The organism is Aerococcus sp. HMSC062A02 (genome assembly GCF_001809535.1).
In the GTDB taxonomy this organism is placed as follows: Bacteria; Bacillota; Bacilli; order Lactobacillales; family Aerococcaceae; genus Aerococcus.
Map to the genome: position 1 here is coordinate 347,169 of NZ_KV797910.1, position 20,109 is coordinate 367,277.

Consider the following 20,109-nt stretch of genomic DNA (forward strand, 5'->3'; position numbering starts at 1 on the left):
GCTGTTGAAATGGCGGAGCTTGAAATTAAACTGAATCGACCAGCAGTCAGCTATCCATTAAAGATTAAGAAGGGCTTGCTCGGTCAGCTAGCCGAAGAAATCCAAGCTGTCCATAAAGGCAAAAAAGTTGTCATCATAACGGATGAAAATGTGGCCCATTATTATGGTAGGCAAGTGGAAACAAGTTTAGAAGCTGCGGGTTTTGACTTTGAAACGATTGTTCTCACCCCTGGTGAAGCCAGTAAATCGATTGAAAACTTACCTGGTCTCTACGGACGCTTGGTACGCTTTGGTATTAGCCGGAGCGATTTGATTATTGCCTTAGGGGGTGGCGTCATTGGTGACTTGGCAGGCTTTGTTGCTGCTAGCTTCCTGCGCGGGATTCATTTGATCCAAGTTCCGACTACGCTCCTTGCCCAAGTGGACTCCAGCGTGGGCGGCAAGGTCGCCGTGGACCTTAAAGAAGGAAAAAACCTGGTGGGGGCCTTCTACCACCCCCATTCGGTCCTGATTGATCCCAATGTTTTAGAGACCCTGTCTGACAAGGCCTTTAGCGACGGGATGGCAGAGGTCATCAAGTACGGCTGCATCCGTGACCGGGCCTTCTTTGACAAACTCAAACAAGCAGGTAATCGGGCAGGCATCATGGCTGATATTGAAAGTATCCTAGAGCGCTGCTGTGCCATCAAGCAAGAAGTCGTCGAAGCCGATGAGAAAGATACCGGCTGTCGGATGCTTCTAAACTACGGCCATACCCTCGGCCATGCCATTGAAGCCTACTACCACTATGAGCGCTACACCCACGGGGAAGGTGTCGCGATCGGCATGCTGGCCATCAATCAATTAGCCGAAGACCAGGGGCTCAGTCCCCAAGGGTCGACCCAGGAAATTTACCAAGTGGTGAAGAACTTTGGCCTGCCAACAGTCCTCGACCAGCCGGAAGACTATACCGGTATCCTGCCCCTCATTAAAAATGACAAGAAAAATTTAAATGGCCAACTCCATATCATTACCCTCAAAAGGATTGGCCAGGCTGAAATCCGCGAGGTGCCTGATCATTTCTTTGATCCCTTGCTGGAAGGAGGAAAGCATTAATGACCGATTTACAAATTCAAGCCAAGCCTTTAGCGGGTGCGGTCCATATCCCACCTTCCAAGAGCTTGGCCCACCGCGCCATTATTGCGGCTGGCCTCGCCCAAGGGGAAAGCCAGGTCACAAATGTCCAACTATCCGATGATATTCAAGCGACAATTGAAGCTATGCAAAGTTTGGGGGCTGAAATCAAGCTGACGGAAGCCGGAGACCAGCGGGTAGACTTAAGCATCTGTGGTGGCAATCCATCCAAGTCTGCTTCACGGCTGATCGATGCCAATGAGTCAGGCTCGACCCTGCGCTTTATGATTCCTATTGCCAGTCTTTTTCCAGGTCAGACCCATTTTGTTGGCCGGGGGAAGCTAGGTAGCCGGCCATTGGATCCTTATGAAAAGATCTATAACGAACAAGGGCTCTTCTATGAGAACTTGTCGGATGGCGCTTTGGACTTGAGAGTTGAAGGAAAACTGCAAGCTGGGGCTTATCAATTAGCAGGCAATATCAGCTCGCAATTTATTACGGGGCTGCTCTATACCCTGCCACTTTTAGAAGGTGATTCCACCCTGCAAATTACGGGACCGCTGGAGTCGGTGGGCTATATCCACCTGACTCTCGATATCCTCGAGCGCTATGGGATTGAGATTGATTATCAAGCAGAGGACCAGTGCTTCCAGATTAAAGGCAACCAGGCCTACCAAGCGGCTGACTACCAGGTGGAGGGCGATTATTCCCAAGCGGCCTTCTTCCTCTGTGCGGGTGCCTTAGGAAATGATGTTTGGGTCAAGGGGCTAGCCCAGTCTAGCCAGCAAGGCGACCAAGAAATTATTCCTTTCCTTAAAAAATTGGGGGCTAGGGTTAAGAATCAAGATGGGGGTATCCAAATCCTGGCCCAGGGTCTGGAAGGGGATTGTGAATTGGATGGGTCCCAGTGTCCCGATGTGATTCCGGTCCTCGCGTTGACGGCTTGCCTGGCTAAGGGTGAGACACAGATTAAGAACTTGGCCCGCTTGCGGATTAAGGAATCTGATCGACTAGCTGCAACCCAAGAGGAACTCAGCAAGCTTGGAGCGAATATTCAAGTCCTTGGTGATAGTTTAGTCATCCAAGGTGTTGACCAGCTCCAAGGGGCTTGCCGAGTATCCAGCCATAAGGACCATCGGATTGCGATGATGCTAGCGATTGCGTCAACAGTCTGCCAGGAAGCCATTATCATAGAAGATGCAGACAGTGTCAGCAAATCTTATCCCTATTTCTGGGAAGACTTTGCAAGTTTAGGAGGCGAATACAGTGAGCGGAATTTGGGGTAAACAGTTACAAGTAGCTATCTTTGGGGAATCGCATGGCCCAGCTATTGGCATCACGATTTCTGGATTGCCAGCTGGCCTCGCCCTGGACGAAGATAAAATTCTAGTCGAAATGGCCCGGCGCCGCCCTGGCCAAAATGAATTGACCACACCCCGACGTGAGGAAGACCTACCGGATATTGTCTCTGGCTACTTTAACGGCCACACAACGGGGGCGCCCTTAACGGCTCTCATCTACAATACCAATACCCGGTCCAAGGACTATAGCCAGATGCGCAAGCTCATGCGGCCTGGTCAGACGGACTATCCGGCACTTAAGCGCTATGATGGCTACAATGACTACAGGGGAAGTGGGCACTTCTCGGGGCGGATTACAGCGCCTCTCGTTTTTGCGGGAGCAGTCTGCCAGCAATGGCTGGACCAGTATGGGGTCACCATTGGGTCCAGGATTTGTTCGATCGGTGAGGTCAAAGACCAAGCAGAGGTTGACTTCCAAAAACTCAGCCGGGAAGACTTATTGGCCTTCCGCCAAGAGACCCTGCCTGTTTTGACTGCTGGGCTAGATGAAGAAATGGCCCGCTGTATCCGCCAAGCCAAGGGCCAGCACGATGCCGTGGGAGGTATTGTGGAGACCTTTATTTTGGGCCTAGAAGCGGGTTATGGCAATCCCTTCTTTAACTCCATTGAATCAACTTTGGCCCAGCTGATCTTCTCAGTGCCAGCGACCAAGGGGATTGAATTCGGGGCAGGTTTTGACATTGCCTCCATGCTAGCCTCTGAAGCCAATGATAATTTTTACTATGATGACGAGGGCCAGGTTCAGACCACTAGCCTGAATAATGGTGGAATTGTCGGGGGAATCAGCTTAGGAACGCCGATCAACTTCCGCACGGCCATCAAGGCACCGGCTTCAATTGCCAAGGCCCAGGCCACCATTAATATAGAAAGCCATGAAAATGTTGAATTAGAAGTCACAGGCCGCCACGATCCATGCATTGTGCCCCGGGTATTACCTGTGATTGAAGCCGTGACGGCGATCGGGTTGATGGACTTAATCCTCACCCGGTCATAAAGGAGAAAGAGGGATGAGGAATGAAAGTTGCTTACCAGGGGATTGTTGGGTCCTATAGTGAAGCTGCCTTAGCTTACTGGCAGCAGAAGATGGCAGGTCCAAGAGACTTATATGAAGGCCTGCCTTCTGATGGCTTTAGTCGGATGGTAGATGACCTTATAGAGGGGAAGATTGACCGGGCCGTGATGCCGATTGAAAATTCCACTACCGGACTTATTACACGGACGCTGGACCTCTTTCGCTACCAACATGTTTACGCGGAAGCTGAGCACTACCAGCCCATCCGCCATGTCTTGTGGGGGATTAAGGGGGCTGAGCTAAGCCAAATCAAGCAAGTCTATTCCCATCCTGAAGCCCTATCCCAGTGTACCCAGTTCTTTACTGACCATCCTTGGATCCAACCAATTTCTTATAAAGATACGGCCCAGGCCGCCCAGTTCATTGCCCAAGAGGGAGACCCTAGCCTAGCTGCCTTATCCAGTGAGCGCTGTGGGAAGATCTACCACTTAGAAGCCATAGCCCGCCAGGTTCAGAATGAATCCACTAACATGACACGTTTCTTTATGATGCGTCGTTACCGCGATGAGCTTTTGGCCTTGGACAAGGACCAGCTGCTCTGCCACTTGTTGGAGGAACACCCCCAGGCCAGTCGCCTAATGCTCTATGTCGAAACGGCCCATAAGCCAGGAGCCCTCCACCAATTGTTGACCATCTTTAACCTCTTCAATTGTAATTTGGAAGGTTTGGATGCTCGTCCTATCAAAGACCAGCCCTTCAGCTATGGCTTCTTTATTGAGGTGGATATCCAGGGCTTGGCTGGCCAGGCCCAGCTCTTCTGGCAGATGCTTGAACTCGCTAGCCAATACATTCAAATTATTGCTTGCATGGAAGCCCAAGAGGCTGAAATTTCCTATCTAAGCTAGGCTTAATGCTTGCTTATAGGGCCTAAATAGGTTACTATAAGTAAGTAAAATAAGAAGGAGGACAATCAATGTTGAAAGTAAAAAAATGGCTGGGTTTAGCGCTCGGCTTAGTCTTAGTCAGTGGACTCTTGGCTTGTAGCCGGCAAGTGGAGCCCACAACAACTATTCGTGTGGCCACATCACCTGGTCCTTACAGTGAACTCTTCTTAGAAGAAGTTAAACCGGCCTTGGAAAAAGAAGGTTACCAGGTGGAGAACCGGGACTTCGATGACCTCCAGCGGGCCAATATCGCTATCCAGGAGGGGTCGATGGACCTTAATGTGGACCAGCACACCCTCTACATGGAACAGTTTAACCGGGAGGCCGGGGCTGACCTGGTGGCTGTGACCCCCGTTCCCACTGTTCCAACAGCCCTCTTCGCTGGGCAAAAGAAGAGCTTGGATGAGGTGGCGCCAGGCGACCAGGTGGCTATTTCTGACGACCCAGTTGATGTCACCCGGTCCTTGCTCTTACTTGAGAAAGCGGGTTGGATCCGCCTTGACCCAGAGACCGATAAGTCCGAAGTAGGGGGAGGATGATATTATTGAGAACAAGGCAGGTATCGAGCTTTCCTTGGTCCAAGCGCCTGTTCTTCCCCAAGCCTTAAAGGATGTGGCCTATGCCATCATCCCAGGCTCAACCTTCTATGATTCCGGCATGTCGGCTGACCAAGCCTTGCTGAATGAGGACTTGCGCCCTGAGCTGAAGTTACAAGCAGTGGTGCGTTCAACTGACCAAGAGGCAGACTGGGTCAAGGATCTAGTTAAGATTTACCAATCCGACCAGCTAAAAGAACGTGTCGAAGAAATCAACCAGACCAATGACCGGGTCCAATGGGCTTGGACTTCGGATTAAAAACTTAATAATAGATGTCCTCCTGAGAGGAAAGGGGCTCCTGTTAAGATGCTAACTTAATAGGAGCTTTTTTGTTATTCCAAAATGCAATCGTTTTAACGAATTAAATTAAATAAAATATGTTTAATGTTCGTTTTCTATTAACAAAGATTAAATATTGTGTTAAAGTAATAACTAAAATGTTTGATAAACGAATGATGTCCCTGTGGGCAAGGAGGGATTATGCAAGAAAAAGAACATGCCATTAAATTGCGCTACCAGGTTGAAGACTCGCCAGCACTCGTCGAATCTGTGGTCCTAGGTTTTCAAAATGTGATTACGGCCTTTGGGGGGCTCGTAGCGGTCCCCTTGATTATCGCTGGAATGGCCTCTTCCAGTGTGGAACAGACGGCCTATCTCATCAGTGCTGCCTTATTTGTATCAGGCCTGGTTTCTATTATCCAGTCTCGGTGCTTTGGCCCAAGATTTTTCCGGGTAGGGGTGGGTTTGCCTACCATTATGGGAACAGACTTTGCCTTTATTGGACCGGCTCAGAGTGTGATTGCCCTGGGCGGTCTGCCCGCTTACTTTGGGGGCACCATGCTTGCTGCCTTACTCGAAATCGTCATGTCCTATTTTGTTAAACCCTTGATGCGCTTCTTCCCACCTGTCGTGACGGGCTCTGTTATTACCCTCATGGGAGCGACCCTGATGTCCACCGCGATGGACTGGGCAGCAGGTGGGGCTGGGGCCCCTGATTATGGGGATCCAGGCAACCTAGCCATTGCGGTTCTTGTCTTTCTAATTGTCGTTCTCTTTAACCATTACGGTCGGGGGAACTGGTCTTCTTATGCCATTCTCATCGGTATGGGGATTGGCTATCTCTTCTGCCTTTTTATGGGCCGGGTGGATACCGACCAAATTCTTGCGGCGGCCTGGTTTAGAATGCCTTCCTTCAACCAAATTGGGATTGATTTTGACTGGCGCTATGCCCTGCCATTTCTTTCTGGTTACTTGGTCACCGTCATTGAAACGGTGGGCGTGATGCAGACTTTAGGGGAAGTGACCCAGCGTGAGCTAAGCGATGAGCAGGTCGCTGCTGGGGTCCGTGCAGATGGCTTCGGATCCTTTATTGCGCCACTCTTCGGTTCAGGACCTGCTGCAACCTTCAGTCAAAATACCGGGCTGATTCCACTGACCCGCAATGCCTCGCGGAAGGTGGCTATTGTCGCTGGTCTTATTATGATTGTTCTTTCCATGAGCCCTAAATTAGCGACGGTGATTTCGGTCATGCCGCTCCCTGTCCTAGGTGGGGCAGGAGTGCTTATGTTTGGGACCGTGGCTGCTTCCGGTATCCAGTCCCTCAGCCGGATCAGCTTCGACACTCGCAACTTGATCATCACTGCTTCAGCGATCGGCATCGGTTTGGGCGTCTCCTTTAGACCAGAAATCACTCAAGGCCTTCCCAGCTTCTTAGCTGGCCTCTTCTCTTCTGGTATCTCGGCCGGTACCATCGTAGCTCTGGTTCTCAATGTCCTATTAAAAGAACGGAAGACCTTGCGTTAACAGCTGCTAAATTCGGCTAAAGCTGAAGCCTTATCATAACTTCACACATTATTTGAAAAGAGACTGCAGTCGCCTTCAGTCTCTTTTTCTTTTACTTTTTATTTTTCCTTAAGAAACCATTGACCCAAGGCATATAGTCTGTAGCTTTGTCTTATTTCTGTTAGAATGAGAATGTCTTAATGTTATAATTATTTCACAATAAAGAAAGGATGTTTTATTTGTCAGAAAATAATGATCAATCATTTGGCTGGGGGCACTTTATCTTAGGGATTCTCTTTATTATCTTGGCCTTGTTCGCCTTTAGAGATCCTCTGGCTAGTCTGATGACCTTAGCTTTCGTCTTTGCTATCGGGATTCTCTTTCGGGGAATCTACCAGCTCATGGTTCGCCACCGCTTAAAGGAATCTTTTGGGATCAAACCGACCCATCTTTTAATCTTTGGGATTATTAATATCTTACTGGGGCTCTACTTAGTCTTTAAGCCGGGCTTGTCAGCGTCCATCTTACCTTTTATTTTTGCTTTTTGGATTTTTATCTCAGCAATCTTTGGCTTTATGAGTCTATCAGCCATCAAGCAGGTAAGTAGGCCGCTCTTCTGGCTGACCCTAATCCTAAATATTATTGCCCTGATTGTGGCTGTTTTCTTAATTTTTAACCCCCTGAGTGCCTTAGTGAGCCTGACCTTCTTGGTTGCTTTCTACTTCTTATTATCAGGGATCCAACACATCATTTACGCTTTCTAAGCATATTCTAATGAAGGCAAGGACATTTTCCCCTTGCCTTTTAGGTCGACTTGGCGTATAGTAATGTCCAGTGAATGAATTAAATATTTTCCTTTAAATTTAGTCCCGTGAGGCTAAGAAGGAGCGAGATGTCTCAGGGTGGGGTGCGTCCTCAGCCTGAACTCTAAAAGACTTGCTTTTTTTGTGCGAGTTTCTTTAAGTAACCATCAACTCCTGTCCTCTGCGGGCAGGAGTTTTTTTGTATCTAATGAGCCAAACGGAGGAGGAAATCCAGATGTCAGTGAAAGAAATTGTCGATGCAGTTACCATTAAACGGGCCCTTACCCGGATTTCTTATGAAATTATTGAGCGCAACCACCAATTAGACCAACTTGTCCTGGTCGGGATTAAAACACGGGGCATTTACCTAGCCCAACGGATTGCCCAACGTCTCAAACAACTCGAAGGCATTGAAGTACCTGTTGGTGAGCTAGACATTACCCGCTACCGCGATGACCAAAAGACCAAGGTCCAAGAAGCAGAAGTCAATGATTCCAACATCCCAGTCAGCCTAGAAGGCAAGGAGGTCATCATTGTAGACGATGTTCTCTATACCGGACGAACCATCCGCGCAGCTTTAGATGCCGTAATGGACTTCGGACGTCCAGAATTGATTGCTTTAGCAGTCCTGGTTGACCGGGGCCACCGAGAGCTTCCTATCCATGCTGATTATGTCGGCAAGAACCTCCCTTCATCCCGCAAAGAGCGCGTCCTTGTGAAGATGGAAGAAGTCGATGGGGAAGACGGTATCTATATCGAACAAAGTCATTAAAGCATTGATCGAAGGCTCCAGGAAGAGCTAGAAAGGATTGTTATGATTTTAAATACGCAAAAGATCTGCCTCCAAAACCTACTGAGTGTGGAAAGTTTAAGCGATGAAGAAGTGCTCGGGCTTATTAAGATGGCTCAAGTCTACAAATACCATCCCGGACACCGGCCGATTCAAAAGCAATACTTCGTTAGCAATCTCTTCTTTGAGAACTCAACGCGGACCCACCGCAGCTTTGAGATTGCTGAACGCAAGCTGGGCTTGGAATGTTTAGACTTTGAAGCATCAACTTCTTCCGTACAGAAAGGGGAGACCCTCTACGACACAGTCTTGACTATGTCGGCCTTGGGAGTAGATATTGCGGTAATCCGGCACGGGCAAGACCACTACTATGATGACTTGGTTAAGAGCCCTCATATCCATTGTGCCCTTATCAATGGTGGGGACGGTAGCGGCCAGCACCCTAGCCAGTGTTTACTCGACCTCATGACTATCTATGAAGAATTCGGTCGTTTCCAAGGTTTGAAGGTAGCCATTGTCGGGGACCTGGTTCATTCCCGGGTGGCTAAGTCCAACATGCAAATGCTCCACCGCCTAGGCGCGGAGCTCTACTTTGCTGGAGCTCCTGAGTGGTATGACACAAGTTTTGACCAGTATGGCCACTATGAAGATCTCGACCAGATTGTTGAGAAGGTGGACGTTATGATGATGCTCCGGGTCCAAAACGAACGCCATCACGGAGAGAAATCCTACAGCAAGGAAGACTACCATCAAGCTTACGGTCTGACTTTAAAACGAGCTGAAAGACTGCAAGATCATGCCATTATTATGCATCCAGCTCCGGTTAACCGGGATGTGGAGATTGCCGACAGTCTGGTGGAATGTGACCAATCCCGCATCGTCCAACAGATGTCCAACGGGGTCTTTATGCGGATGGCTATCTTAGAAGCTGTCATCAATGGTAAAGAAGCAGAAAAAGAGAATAGGGAGGCTAAGCATGAAAACACTAATCAAGAATGGCTTAATGAATGGGCAGGCTAATGCGCTTGATCCGGTTGAACTTGTTATAGAGGATGGACGCATCCAAGCTTTAGGCCAGGGCTTCGCGGAAGAAGCTTTTGACCAAGTTTTTGACGCTCAAGGGGGCTTAATCAGTCCCGGCCTAGTGGATGTTCACGTCCACTTCCGGGAGCCTGGCCAAGAACATAAGGAAACCATTGCTTCCGGAAGCTTAGCCGCTGCCCGGGGTGGCTTTACCACAGTCTGCGCCATGCCTAATGTAGACCCTGTGCCTTCTTCTAAGGAACGCTTGGACCATATGTATGACCTGATCAAAAAAGAGGCCAAAATCAAGGTCCACCAATACGCCACGATTACCAAGGGCCTCCGGTCGGATGAATTGGTGGATTATGAGGCTTTAAGCCAAGCGGGCGCCTTTGCCTTCAGTAATGATGGGGTAGGGGTCCAGACTGCAGGCACTATGTATCAGGCCATGCAGGCGGCTGCCAAAGTTGATAAAGCCTTGGTGGCTCATGTAGAAGATGATTCCCTCTTATTTGGGGGTGTGATGAATGCAGGCGAACGGGCCAAAGAATTGGGTTTGCCAGGAATTCTACCGATTTCAGAATCTTCACAAATCGCCCGGGACCTTCTCCTGGCGGAAGCGACCGGCGTCCACTACCATATCTGCCATGTCTCAACCAAGGAGAGTGTGCGGGCCGTACGCCAGGCGAAGGCAGCGGGGATCCATGTGACCTGTGAAGTCTCTCCCCACCACTTGCTGTTAGCGGATGAAGATATTCCGTCCGATAACGCTATGTATAAGATGAATCCGCCGCTACGTTCAGCTGCTGATCGTCAAGCCCTAATTGATGGGCTCTTGGACGGCACCATTGACTGTATTGCAACTGACCATGCTCCACATGCTCTTGAAGAGAAGAATCAAGGCTTCCTTAAGTCAGCCTTTGGAATTGTCGGCATTGAGACGGCCTTCCAATTGATCTACAGCTATTTTGTTGAAAGCAGTATTTTTACCCTCGAACAGGTGGTCAATTGGATGGCCCGCAAACCAGCAGAAATCTTTAACTTAGAGGCAGGCCAGCTAAAAGTTGGCAGCCCAGCTGACCTGGCTATCTTTGCCCTCGACCAGGAAAGTGAGATTAATCCCGATGACTTCCTCTCCAAAGGGAAGAATACGCCTTTTGCAGGCTGGAAGATCAAGGGAGAGACCCTAGCAACTTTCGTGGATGGGCAATTGGTATGGCAAAAGGAGGCTTAAAGATGGAAAGAATTTTATTACTTGAAGATGGCACTTATTTTAGCGGGCAAGCTTTTGGTGCCTTAAAAGAAGTCAGCGGTGAGCTTATCTTTACCACTGGCATGACCGGCTACCAAGAGACCATCACGGATCCGTCTTATTTTGGCCAGTTGATTACTTTTACTTATCCGATGATCGGCAATTACGGGATCACGGCAGATAATAATGAATCCGTTGCTCCTTCTTGTAAGGCGGTCATTGTTAAGGAATGGGCCCGCCGTCCCTCCAATTGGCGGAGCCAGATGAACTTGGATGAGTTTTTGAAACAATATGAGATTCCAGGTTTAGCAGGGATTGATACCCGGGCCCTGACCCATAAAATTCGTGAACAGGGGGCCATGAAAGCAGCTATTATCGCGGTTGATGCCGACCGGGACCAAGCCCTGGCTGAGCTCAAAGCCGAACCAGCTGTTAAGGACCATGTTGCGAGTGTCTCAACTAAGACGCCTTATCCGAATCCCAATAGCGGACGCCGGGTGGTTGTCGTAGACTTTGGGCTCAAACATTCGATCCTGCGGGCGCTCTCTGAACGCCATTGTTCGGTGACCGTTGTCCCTTACGATACCGATGCTCAAACGATCCTAGCCCTCAAACCCGATGGCGTCATGCTCTCAAACGGACCAGGAGATCCAAAAGACCTGTCTACTGTCCTCGACATGATCCGTGAAATTCAAGAACAGGTCCCAATCTTCGGGATCTGCCTCGGCCACCAATTATTTGCCCTCGCCAATGGAGCTGATACTTACAAGATGAAATTCGGCCACCGCGGAGTCAACCATCCCGTCCGCGAGATTGCGACCGGTCGGATTGACTTCACTTCCCAGAACCATGGCTATGCGGTAGCCAAAGACTCTATCGATCCAGAAAAATTAATCATTACCCATGTAGAAATCAATGATGGGACAGTGGAAGGTCTCAAGCACCGCCACTATCCAGCCTTCACCGTCCAATACCATCCGGACGCTGCCCCAGGGCCACACGACGCCCTCCATCTCTTCGATGACTTCATGGCAATGATTGATGCAAGAAAGGAGCACTAAGATGCCTAAACGTACAGATATCCAAAAAATTATGGTCATTGGCTCAGGTCCGATCGTGATCGGTCAAGCAGCTGAGTTTGACTATGCCGGGACCCAGGCTTGCCTAGCTCTTAAAGAAGAAGGCTATGAAGTCGTCCTTGTGAATTCCAATCCAGCGACCATCATGACCGACAAGGAGATCGCGGATGAGGTTTATATTGAACCCATTACCTATGAATTTGTCTCCCGCATCCTGAGAAAAGAACGTCCCGATGCGATTCTCCCAACCCTAGGCGGGCAAACCGGCCTTAATATGGCCTTAGAATTATCTAAAGCCGGCATCTTAGACGAATTGGGGATTGAACTATTGGGCACCAAGCTCTCAGCCATTGAACAGGCCGAGGACCGGGACCAGTTCAAGCGATTAATGGAAGAATTACAGCAACCTATCCCTGAATCAACCATTGTCCACACGGTAGATGAAGCGGTCGCTTTTGGAGCGAAGATCGGCTATCCCTTGATCGTACGTCCAGCCTATACCTTAGGCGGAACGGGTGGGGGTCTGTGCGAGAACGAAGAGGAGCTTAGAGAAATCACCGAAAATGGGCTGTCCTTATCTCCCGTGACCCAGTGCCTGATCGAGCAGAGTATTGCGGGTTACAAGGAAATTGAATATGAAGTGATGCGGGACTCTGCTGATAATGCCATTGTGGTATGTAATATGGAGAACTTTGACCCTGTCGGTATCCACACGGGCGACTCCATTGTCTACGCACCCACCCAGACCCTGTCCGATGATGAACACCAGATGCTTCGTGATGCTTCCTTATCTATTATCCGTGCCCTTGAAATTGAAGGGGGCTGTAATGTGCAGTTAGCCCTAGACCCTAAGAGTTTCAAGTATTATGTGATTGAAGTGAACCCTCGGGTGTCTCGGTCTTCCGCTTTAGCTTCCAAGGCGACGGGTTATCCGATCGCTAAGCTAGCAGCCAAGATTGCCCTCGGTCTGACCCTGGATGAAATGATGAACCCTGTGACGGAATCAACCTATGCAGAATTCGAACCCACCTTAGACTATGTGGTCTGCAAGATTCCGCGCTGGCCTTTTGACAAGTTCCAAGATGCGGAGCGCCGCTTAGGGACACAAATGAAGGCGACTGGGGAAGTCATGGCGATCGGAAGAAACATCGAAGAAGCGACTCTAAAAGCTGTGCGTTCACTCGAGATCGGCTGCTACCACGCCGAAATGAAAGAACTTGAAGATGTCTCAGACGATGTCATCAGCGAAAAGTTAATCAAAGCCCAAGACGACCGACTCTTCTATATCATGGAAGCCATCCGCCGCGGTTACAGCATTGAAGATATTGCCCAGTTGACAAAGATCGACCTCTTCTTCCTAGATAAACTCTTACACATTGTAGAAATTGAGGACGACCTCAAGGCAAAGCCAGGAAACATGGAAAAGGTTGGCCAGGCTAAAACATATGGCTTTACTGACTATAAGCTGGCCCAGTTATGGGACATGGACGAATCCGACTTCCGTGAGAAACGCTTGGAAGCGGGCATCCATCCAGTCTATAAGATGGTAGATACCTGTGCCGCTGAATTCGAAGCTTCCACTCCATACTTCTACAGCTCTTATGAAAGCTACAGTGAAAGCCAGCCTTCTACGGACAAAGGCTCTATCCTTGTCCTAGGCTCAGGGCCTATCCGAATTGGCCAGGGGGTCGAATTTGACTATGCGACTGTCCATTCTGTGAAGGCTATCCAAGATGCGGGCTATGAAGCCATTATTATGAACAATAACCCGGAAACCGTGTCGACAGACTTCTCCATCTCTGACAAGCTCTACTTTGAGCCTTTAACTTTTGAAGATGTGATGGAAGTCATTGCGGTTGAAAAGCCCCTCGGCGTTATCGTCCAATTCGGAGGTCAGACCGCTATCAACCTGGCTGCACCACTAGCCGAGGCTGGCGTTAAGATCCTAGGAACCACAGTGGAAGATTTGGACCGGGCAGAAGACCGTGATTTATTCGAGCAGGTCCTGAGCCAAATAAACATTCCCCAACCGATTGGGGACACGGCTAGAAGTCCAGAAGAAGCGGTACGAATTGCGGACAAGATTGGCTACCCAGTTCTAGTACGGCCATCCTATGTTCTAGGCGGCCGGGCTATGCAGATTGTAGACCAGCAATCCGACCTTGAAAACTATATGGCCAATGCGGTGAAGGCTTCGCCCGAACATCCGGTTCTGATCGATCGTTACCTCCCTGGCTATGAATGCGAAGTCGATGCCATCTGTGACGGGGAGAATGTCCTTGTGCCAGGTATCTTGGAACATATCGAACATGCCGGCGTCCACTCAGGCGACTCCATGGGAATTTATCCACCCCAGTCTTTCTCTGAAGAGGTCAAGGCCACTATCTTGGACTATACGGAAAAATTAGCCCTGGGCTTAAACTGTATTGGCATGATGAATATCCAATTCGTTATTTATGAAAATAAAGTCTATGTGATTGAAGTGAATCCACGAGCTAGCCGGACCGTACCTTTCTTAAGTAAGGTCACCGATATTCCAATGGCCCAACTGGCAACCAAGGCTATTCTTGGCCAGAAAATCACAGATCTTGGCTATCCAACTGGCCTAGCAGCTGAAACAGACCAAGTCTATGTCAAGGCTCCGGTCTTCTCCTTCACTAAATTGAACCAAGTCGACTCCTACCTGAGTCCTGAAATGAAGTCAACAGGGGAAGTCATGGGTGGTGACCACGATAGCAATAAGGCCCTCTACAAGGCCTTCGAAGCAGCCGGGCTCCATATGCCAGACCATGGCAATATTCTCTTTACCATTGCTGACGAAGACAAGGAAGAAGCCTATGACCTGGCCGACGCTTTTGCGGAACTGGGTTATGGGATTGTGGCCACAACGAACACAGCGGCTTACTTTGAAGAACAAGGGCTCTTGGTTCAAACCATTGAAGGCCACAGTGAAGATGTAGAGGCCCCATCTGTTCAAGAAGCTATCCATTCAGGTTCTATCCAGGCGGTCGTTAACCGGGTCTCCCAAGAGGAAGATGAGAGTCAGGACTATAGTTTTGCGATCCGCCAAGCAGCGGTGGAACAAGGTGTCCCACTCTTCACCTCCTTGGATACAGCCCGCGCCATTCTTCGTGTCATGCAAGCACGCGCATTCTCAATTCAAGCCATTTAAATTTATACTAGAAAGGGGAGACGACATGCGCCAGGAGATGATGACCATCATCAAGCAGGAAGAAATTGCACCTAGAATCTTTGAAATGACCTTGAAAGGGGACCTTGTCCAAGAAATGGGGGAATCCGGACAGTTTATCCATATCCGGGTGCCCCGGCAGGACCTCTTACTCAGGCGTCCCATCAGTCTCAACCGCATCCACCGCGAGCTTGGGACCTGCCGGATTATTTACCGGGTGGAAGGAGATGGGACCCGGATCTTCTCTGAGATGACAGCTGGCGACGTCCTCGATGTCATGGGGCCTTTAGGTAGGGGCTTTGACCTCTCCCAGCTTCAAGCAGGCGACCAGGCCTTCATTATTGGTGGGGGAATAGGAATTCCTCCCCTCTATGAATTATCGGCCCAGCTCCGCCAAAAAGGGGTCCACTGCCAGCATTTCCTCGGCTATGCGACTAAGGACGCGGTCTTCTATGAAGAGGCCTTTAGCCAATTAGGCCCCACTCATGTGTCTACGGATGACGGATCCTATGGCTTCCATGGCAATGTCTGCCAGATGGTCCGCCAGGCAGGCATTGAGCCTGACGCTGTCTTTTCCTGTGGTCCTAATGGCCTGCTCAAGGCGGTCTACCAGACCTGTCAGGGGACAGACAATATCCAGCTTTCTCTAGAAGAACGCATGGCCTGTGGGATGGGCGCTTGTGCAGCTTGTGTTTGCCGGTCATCTGAGGACGGCCCCCAAGGTCAGATCCGGACGAAGAAGGTCTGTGAAGATGGCCCTGTCTTCCAAGCTAAGGAGGTGGTGCTCTAATGACGAATCGTTTAGCAGTTAAGCTACCAGGACTCGACTTAAAGAACCCCATTATCCCTGCTTCAGGTTGCTTTGGTTTTGGAAAGGAATACGCCAAGTACTATGACCTCACCCAACTGGGCTCGATTATGGTCAAAGCTACTAGCCCTCTAGAAAAATTGGGCAATCCGACGCCGCGGGTGGCTGAAACCCCCTCCGGCATGCTCAATGCCATTGGCTTACAAAATCCAGGCCTAGAGGTGGTCATGAAGGACTATTTGCCGGCCCTAGAAGTCTATGAAGACCTGCCCATTATCGCCAATGTAGCCGGCTCTTCCCAGGAAGACTATGTGATCGTTTGTGAACGCATCGGTGACGCCCCTAATGTCAAAGCCATTGAATTAAATATTTCTTGCCCCAATGTTAAAGAAGGCGGAATTACTTTTGGGACAGATCCTGACGTGGCCTTTGACCTGATTCAGGCGGTTAAGAAGGTGGCTAAGGTCCCTGTCTATGCCAAATTATCGCCTAATGTCACAGATATCCTGCCAATTGCTGAGGCCATCGAGGCAGGAGGAGCGGATGGTTTTACTATGATCAATACGCTCTTGGGTATGCGGATTGACCTGAAGACCCGGCGTCCGATCCTAGCTAACCAAACTGGTGGCTTATCAGGCCCAGCCATTAAGCCGGTTGCTATTCGTTTGATCCACCAGGTAGCTAGTCACTCAGACCTGCCGATTATTGGCATGGGTGGTGTCTTCACAGTTGATGATGTGCTCGAAATGTTTATGGCGGGCGCTTCCGCTGTCGCTGTCGGGACTGCCAATTTTACCGATCCTTATATCTGCCCAAAACTCATCCAAGCCTTACCGCAAAGGATGGACGAACTAGGGATTGAAAGCTTAGAGGATTTAATTATAGATGTCCGTCAGCGCTTGCGTGGTTAAGTTTAGAAAGTTAAATAGGGAAGACCCCAAGTGAGCGATTCTCGTTATGGGGTTTTTCTTTTCTTTACTTTAAATTTACATTGTAATTATTATAATTAGACTTGACACATTGGAAGTTGTTGTTTATAATGAATACAGAAAGTTAAATAATCGTTTAGAGCAAGTGGCGGATCTTTAGATCCAAAACCCGGTCGGGAGGTGAGACTTCCGACAGCAGAGCGCTTAATGAGGCACACTGTGAGGCAGTATCAACTGTCTTTCGGTGTGCCTTTTTTCATCGATTGACTACTTTCTAATAGATTTGGAAGCATGTATTAAATAAGAAAAGGAGTGGTTCATATGGCAAGTGAAGTACAGAACTTTAACCGGGGTGAGGGGTTGAAGTCCATGGTTTATGGCGGTTTGGATGGGATTATTACGACCTTTGCCGTAGTCGCTGGATCAATTGGTGGTGAGCTCAAGATGGAAGTGATTATTATCTTAGGCTTCGCTAATCTCCTAGCCGATGGTATTTCTATGGCTGTTGGTGACTATCTGTCCAGTAAATCAGAGCGCGCCTATGATGATTTTGAACGTATTGAAACGGCGAAAGCACTCAAGGATAACCCTCAATTTAACCAAAACCACATCCAAGAAGCCTATGAAAGTAAGGGCTTAGACAGTCAGCAAGCGCAATTTATTGCCGAAAAACTATCCCAGCACGATGTCGACACCCAAATGAAAGTTCTTTCTGTCGGAGAAGACGAGGCTTCTCAGCCTTTGACCAATGCTTGTATTACTTTCTTCTCTTTTGCCTTCTTTGGGCTATTTCCCTTAATCATTTTTATTCTGGCTTATTTCAATCCGGAACTCGTACCCTATACTTTTCCTTTTTCAATCTTTATGACCTTTAGTATGCTTTTTATCTTAGGGGTCGCCAAAGCCTCTGTAACCAAAGAAAATAGCTTCAAATCGGGGCTTGAGATGTTGGTCATTGGCGGTTTGGCTGCAGTAGCCGCTTACGGTATAGGAAGTATCTTGGCTAATATTTAGACTTAATTTTTCTAATTATAAAATAGGCCCAGAATCATTTTCAGACGATTCTGGGCTTATTTCTATTATAATCATTCTAATTAAACTTGTAGTGGGTTTGAATTTGATTGCTGTCGCTCAAGAGGATCTGTTCCACTGCACACTGGCTTTCAACATAGCGTTGGAGATTTTCTCGCTGCTTGTCAGTCAAGTCACCTTCAATGTTCAGTTTTACATCTGCCTGGAGTTTGCGCTGGCCTTGGTCATCTCGCTCAAAATCAGCTTCAAGTTCGAGGGAGACATCAACGCCTTCAATTTTTCGACCGCGCAGGTAAGTCTGGGCCACCATCAGTTTACAGCCAGCCAGGCCGACCAAGAGGGCACCGCCTGGCGTTGTAGCCTGGGGCTGGTAGGATGAATCTGGCAGGTCATGGTCTAATTCATAGTCGTGGCCATCAACTGTCAGCTTTAAATGTAAATTCTCAAAGACCTGGGCTTGAACATGCATTTTAGTCATTCTTAACACCTTTCTTTAATGAGCGGAAGCACCAGATTGGGCATCGACTTCTCGCTGTCTAGCAGCTTCTTCAGGATCAGAACTGATAAAGTAATAAGTTGGCACATCTTCTTCAGCATCGTAATCAATTTCTAAATTATAATCTTCAAAGAACCACTGGTCTTCGTCCTCAGCAAAGATCAGCAAGCCGTCTTTTTCTACTTGGGCGAAGACATTTTGAGGCGCTTCAACTAAGATCCCCACGGAATAATTATCGTGCACATTGGTCGAGCCGTAGACTTTACCATAAATGCGAATACCTTGACCGGGACCTGGCGCCACTTCATCTTTAAAGAACTTTACCGCTGCGTCACTCACTTGAATATCCATTATCCAACACTTCCTATCTATTATTCATTTCATTGCCTTAAGTTTAGCATAGAAGGCCTATAAGAGGTCAAGTAAGTTAGCTTCTAGTGAATGGAGTCAGCCAATGAAAAAATTTGACTGAGCATGTTATTAGCCTAAATGGGCTAAATGTTTTAGAAAGGGCTTGCAAGACCTAACATTTAAGGGAGAGTCAGTGACAAGAAGTAAACAATTCAAATTTGAAGCATATTTATTTAATTTCGAAATGACTTTGTGAAATGCATTTTGGAGCTTTTTGATCAAATTGTCAGCAACTAGGACTTAGTGTGCCTGGCTAGTGTCTTAACTTGAGCAGTAAACGAAGTCTAGAGGCTAAAGGCGGGTCAGTTTGTAGTTAACCAAGGAGATTGTGAGACAGATGGGAGTAAACTTACATATAATGAATAAATATTCATATATAAGCAAAGAAATCATTGGATCTTGTCAGTGAGTTTTTTATCTATTCTAGTTAACATAATATACATTATGAGAAGCAATAGGTAAATTAATAATAGGCCTTCCCTTTGAAGCTAAGTTCATTTTTGTTATAATAAGTGCGAGACGATTGGGATTTAATTTTTGTCTCAAAGAGAATTTAAGTAAAGGAGTCTTATAATATTATGAACCAAGAACAGTTTGACCGTGTAAAATCAGGAGACGGTTTTATCGCTGCTTTAGACCAAAGCGGTGGTTCAACTCCTAAGGCCTTAGCCGCTTATGGTGTTTCTGAGGACCAATACTCTAGCGAAGAAGAAATGTTTGATCTCGTCCATGAGATGCGGACCCGGATTATGACGGATGACGCCTTTAATTCAGACAAGATTCTCGGGGCTATCCTATTTGAGCAAACTATGGATCGCCAAGTTGAAGGTAAATATACCGCGACTTACCTGGCAGATAAAGGGATTGTCCCCTTCCTAAAAATTGACAAAGGACTAGCAGAAATCGAAAACGGTGTCCAAATCATGAAAGATATTCCAAATCTTGATGACCTATTAACCCGTGCTAATGAACGTGGCATCTTTGGGACCAAGGAACGTTCGAATATCTTAGAATTGAACCCTGATGGAATTAAGAAAGTAGTCAGCCAACAATTTGATTTGGCTAAAAAAGTTATTGCTGCTGGCCTCGTCCCTATTGTTGAGCCGGAAGTTAATATTCATGCTGAGGATAAGGCAGAGATTGAAGAAGTCCTCAAACAAGAAATTCTCAAGGAACTTGACCAATTAGCTGACGACCAAGTGGTAATGCTTAAATTAACCCTACCAAGCGTCGATAACGCTTACAAAGAATTAGTCGACCATCCACAAGTCCTAAGCGTGGTTGCCCTATCCGGCGGTTACTCGATCGATGAAGCCAATGACAAGCTACGCCGCAATGAAGGTGTGATTGCTAGCTTCTCCCGTGCCCTAACCAATGCTTTACGGGCCAGCCAATCTGATGAAGACTTCCACAACGAGCTTAAGACAGCTATCGATACGATCTATGATGCTTCGGTGAATAAAGAAGTATAATTTAATTTAGTTAAA

At 48.1% G+C, this 20,109-nt stretch carries 18 protein-coding genes and 1 pseudogene; 17 read left to right on the forward strand and 2 right to left on the reverse strand.

Annotated elements, in window-relative coordinates; all coding sequences use genetic code 11:
- The first annotated feature begins 9 nt into the window (after nucleotides 1-9).
- From aroB to HMPREF2626_RS02600, 16 genes and pseudogenes are all read left to right on the forward strand, one after another.
- On the forward strand, nucleotides 10-1,095 hold the full coding sequence (gene aroB, locus HMPREF2626_RS02530; protein WP_070617070.1) for a 3-dehydroquinate synthase: 1,086 nt from the start codon (nucleotides 10-12) through the stop codon (nucleotides 1,093-1,095).
- Nucleotides 1,095-2,399 carry a 3-phosphoshikimate 1-carboxyvinyltransferase gene (gene aroA, locus HMPREF2626_RS02535; RefSeq protein WP_070617072.1) on the forward strand — a complete coding sequence of 435 codons (1,305 nt, stop codon included), beginning with the start codon at nucleotides 1,095-1,097 and terminating at the stop codon, nucleotides 2,397-2,399. The genes aroB and aroA overlap by 1 nt, the downstream gene beginning before the upstream one ends.
- Nucleotides 2,380-3,468: a chorismate synthase gene (gene aroC, locus HMPREF2626_RS02540; RefSeq protein WP_070617074.1), complete on the forward strand. Its 1,089-nt coding sequence runs from the start codon at nucleotides 2,380-2,382 to the stop codon at nucleotides 3,466-3,468. The genes aroA and aroC overlap by 20 nt, the downstream gene beginning before the upstream one ends.
- Before the next feature lie 20 nt (nucleotides 3,469-3,488).
- Complete coding sequence (locus HMPREF2626_RS02545) at nucleotides 3,489-4,391, forward strand: prephenate dehydratase (protein WP_070617076.1); 903 nt, start codon at nucleotides 3,489-3,491, stop codon at nucleotides 4,389-4,391.
- Nucleotides 4,392-4,459: 68 nt separating this feature from the next.
- A complete protein-coding gene (locus HMPREF2626_RS10325) occupies nucleotides 4,460-4,969 on the forward strand; it encodes a MetQ/NlpA family ABC transporter substrate-binding protein (protein WP_141744566.1) in 510 nt (169 codons plus the stop codon).
- Nucleotides 4,970-5,003: 34 nt separating this feature from the next.
- The gene (locus HMPREF2626_RS10330; protein ID WP_168162693.1) at nucleotides 5,004-5,285 is read left to right on the forward strand and encodes a MetQ/NlpA family ABC transporter substrate-binding protein; all 282 of its coding nucleotides are present in this window, start codon (nucleotides 5,004-5,006) and stop codon (nucleotides 5,283-5,285) included.
- Nucleotides 5,286-5,507: 222 nt separating this feature from the next.
- Nucleotides 5,508-6,830 carry a uracil-xanthine permease family protein gene (locus HMPREF2626_RS02555; protein ID WP_070617078.1) on the forward strand — a complete coding sequence of 441 codons (1,323 nt, stop codon included), beginning with the start codon at nucleotides 5,508-5,510 and terminating at the stop codon, nucleotides 6,828-6,830.
- Between the two features lie 218 nt (nucleotides 6,831-7,048).
- Nucleotides 7,049-7,573, forward strand: a complete 525-nt coding sequence (locus tag HMPREF2626_RS02560) for an HdeD family acid-resistance protein (protein ID WP_168162694.1) — start codon at nucleotides 7,049-7,051, stop codon at nucleotides 7,571-7,573.
- Between the two features lie 274 nt (nucleotides 7,574-7,847).
- The gene (gene pyrR, locus HMPREF2626_RS02565) at nucleotides 7,848-8,384 is read left to right on the forward strand and encodes a bifunctional pyr operon transcriptional regulator/uracil phosphoribosyltransferase PyrR (protein WP_070617138.1); all 537 of its coding nucleotides are present in this window, start codon (nucleotides 7,848-7,850) and stop codon (nucleotides 8,382-8,384) included.
- Nucleotides 8,385-8,426: 42 nt separating this feature from the next.
- Nucleotides 8,427-9,347: pseudogene (locus HMPREF2626_RS02570) on the forward strand (aspartate carbamoyltransferase catalytic subunit); the annotation flags it as partial.
- 31 nt (nucleotides 9,348-9,378) lie between these two features.
- Complete coding sequence (locus tag HMPREF2626_RS02575) at nucleotides 9,379-10,659, forward strand: dihydroorotase (protein WP_070617081.1); 1,281 nt, start codon at nucleotides 9,379-9,381, stop codon at nucleotides 10,657-10,659.
- Nucleotides 10,660-10,661: 2 nt separating this feature from the next.
- A complete protein-coding gene (locus tag HMPREF2626_RS02580) occupies nucleotides 10,662-11,738 on the forward strand; it encodes a carbamoyl phosphate synthase small subunit (RefSeq protein WP_070617083.1) in 1,077 nt (358 codons plus the stop codon).
- A gap of 1 nt (nucleotide 11,739) precedes the next feature.
- Nucleotides 11,740-14,928 carry a carbamoyl-phosphate synthase large subunit gene (gene carB / locus HMPREF2626_RS02585; RefSeq protein ID WP_070617085.1) on the forward strand — a complete coding sequence of 1,063 codons (3,189 nt, stop codon included), beginning with the start codon at nucleotides 11,740-11,742 and terminating at the stop codon, nucleotides 14,926-14,928.
- Between the two features lie 25 nt (nucleotides 14,929-14,953).
- The gene (locus HMPREF2626_RS02590) at nucleotides 14,954-15,736 is read left to right on the forward strand and encodes a dihydroorotate dehydrogenase electron transfer subunit (RefSeq protein WP_070617087.1); all 783 of its coding nucleotides are present in this window, start codon (nucleotides 14,954-14,956) and stop codon (nucleotides 15,734-15,736) included.
- Nucleotides 15,736-16,665, forward strand: a complete 930-nt coding sequence (locus HMPREF2626_RS02595; protein WP_070617088.1) for a dihydroorotate dehydrogenase — start codon at nucleotides 15,736-15,738, stop codon at nucleotides 16,663-16,665. Before HMPREF2626_RS02590 ends, HMPREF2626_RS02595 begins: the two co-directional genes overlap by 1 nt.
- 339 nt (nucleotides 16,666-17,004) lie before the next feature.
- A complete protein-coding gene (locus HMPREF2626_RS02600; RefSeq protein WP_070617090.1) occupies nucleotides 17,005-17,697 on the forward strand; it encodes a VIT1/CCC1 transporter family protein in 693 nt (230 codons plus the stop codon).
- A gap of 76 nt (nucleotides 17,698-17,773) precedes the next feature.
- Here HMPREF2626_RS02600 and HMPREF2626_RS02605 read toward each other — a convergent pair whose 3' ends face one another.
- Both HMPREF2626_RS02605 and HMPREF2626_RS02610 read right to left on the reverse strand, forming a co-directional pair.
- On the reverse strand, nucleotides 17,774-18,193 hold the full coding sequence (locus HMPREF2626_RS02605) for an OsmC family protein (protein ID WP_083294302.1): 420 nt from the start codon (nucleotides 18,191-18,193) through the stop codon (nucleotides 17,774-17,776).
- Between the two features lie 15 nt (nucleotides 18,194-18,208).
- Complete coding sequence (locus HMPREF2626_RS02610; RefSeq protein WP_141744568.1) at nucleotides 18,209-18,562, reverse strand: HesB/YadR/YfhF family protein; 354 nt, start codon at nucleotides 18,560-18,562, stop codon at nucleotides 18,209-18,211.
- A gap of 638 nt (nucleotides 18,563-19,200) precedes the next feature.
- Between HMPREF2626_RS02610 and HMPREF2626_RS02615 the strand changes: the two genes are divergently transcribed.
- Nucleotides 19,201-20,094 (forward strand): fructose bisphosphate aldolase, encoded by an 894-nt coding sequence (locus HMPREF2626_RS02615; protein ID WP_070617096.1) that lies wholly within the window; start codon nucleotides 19,201-19,203, stop codon nucleotides 20,092-20,094.
- Nucleotides 20,095-20,109: the final 15 nt, after the last annotated feature.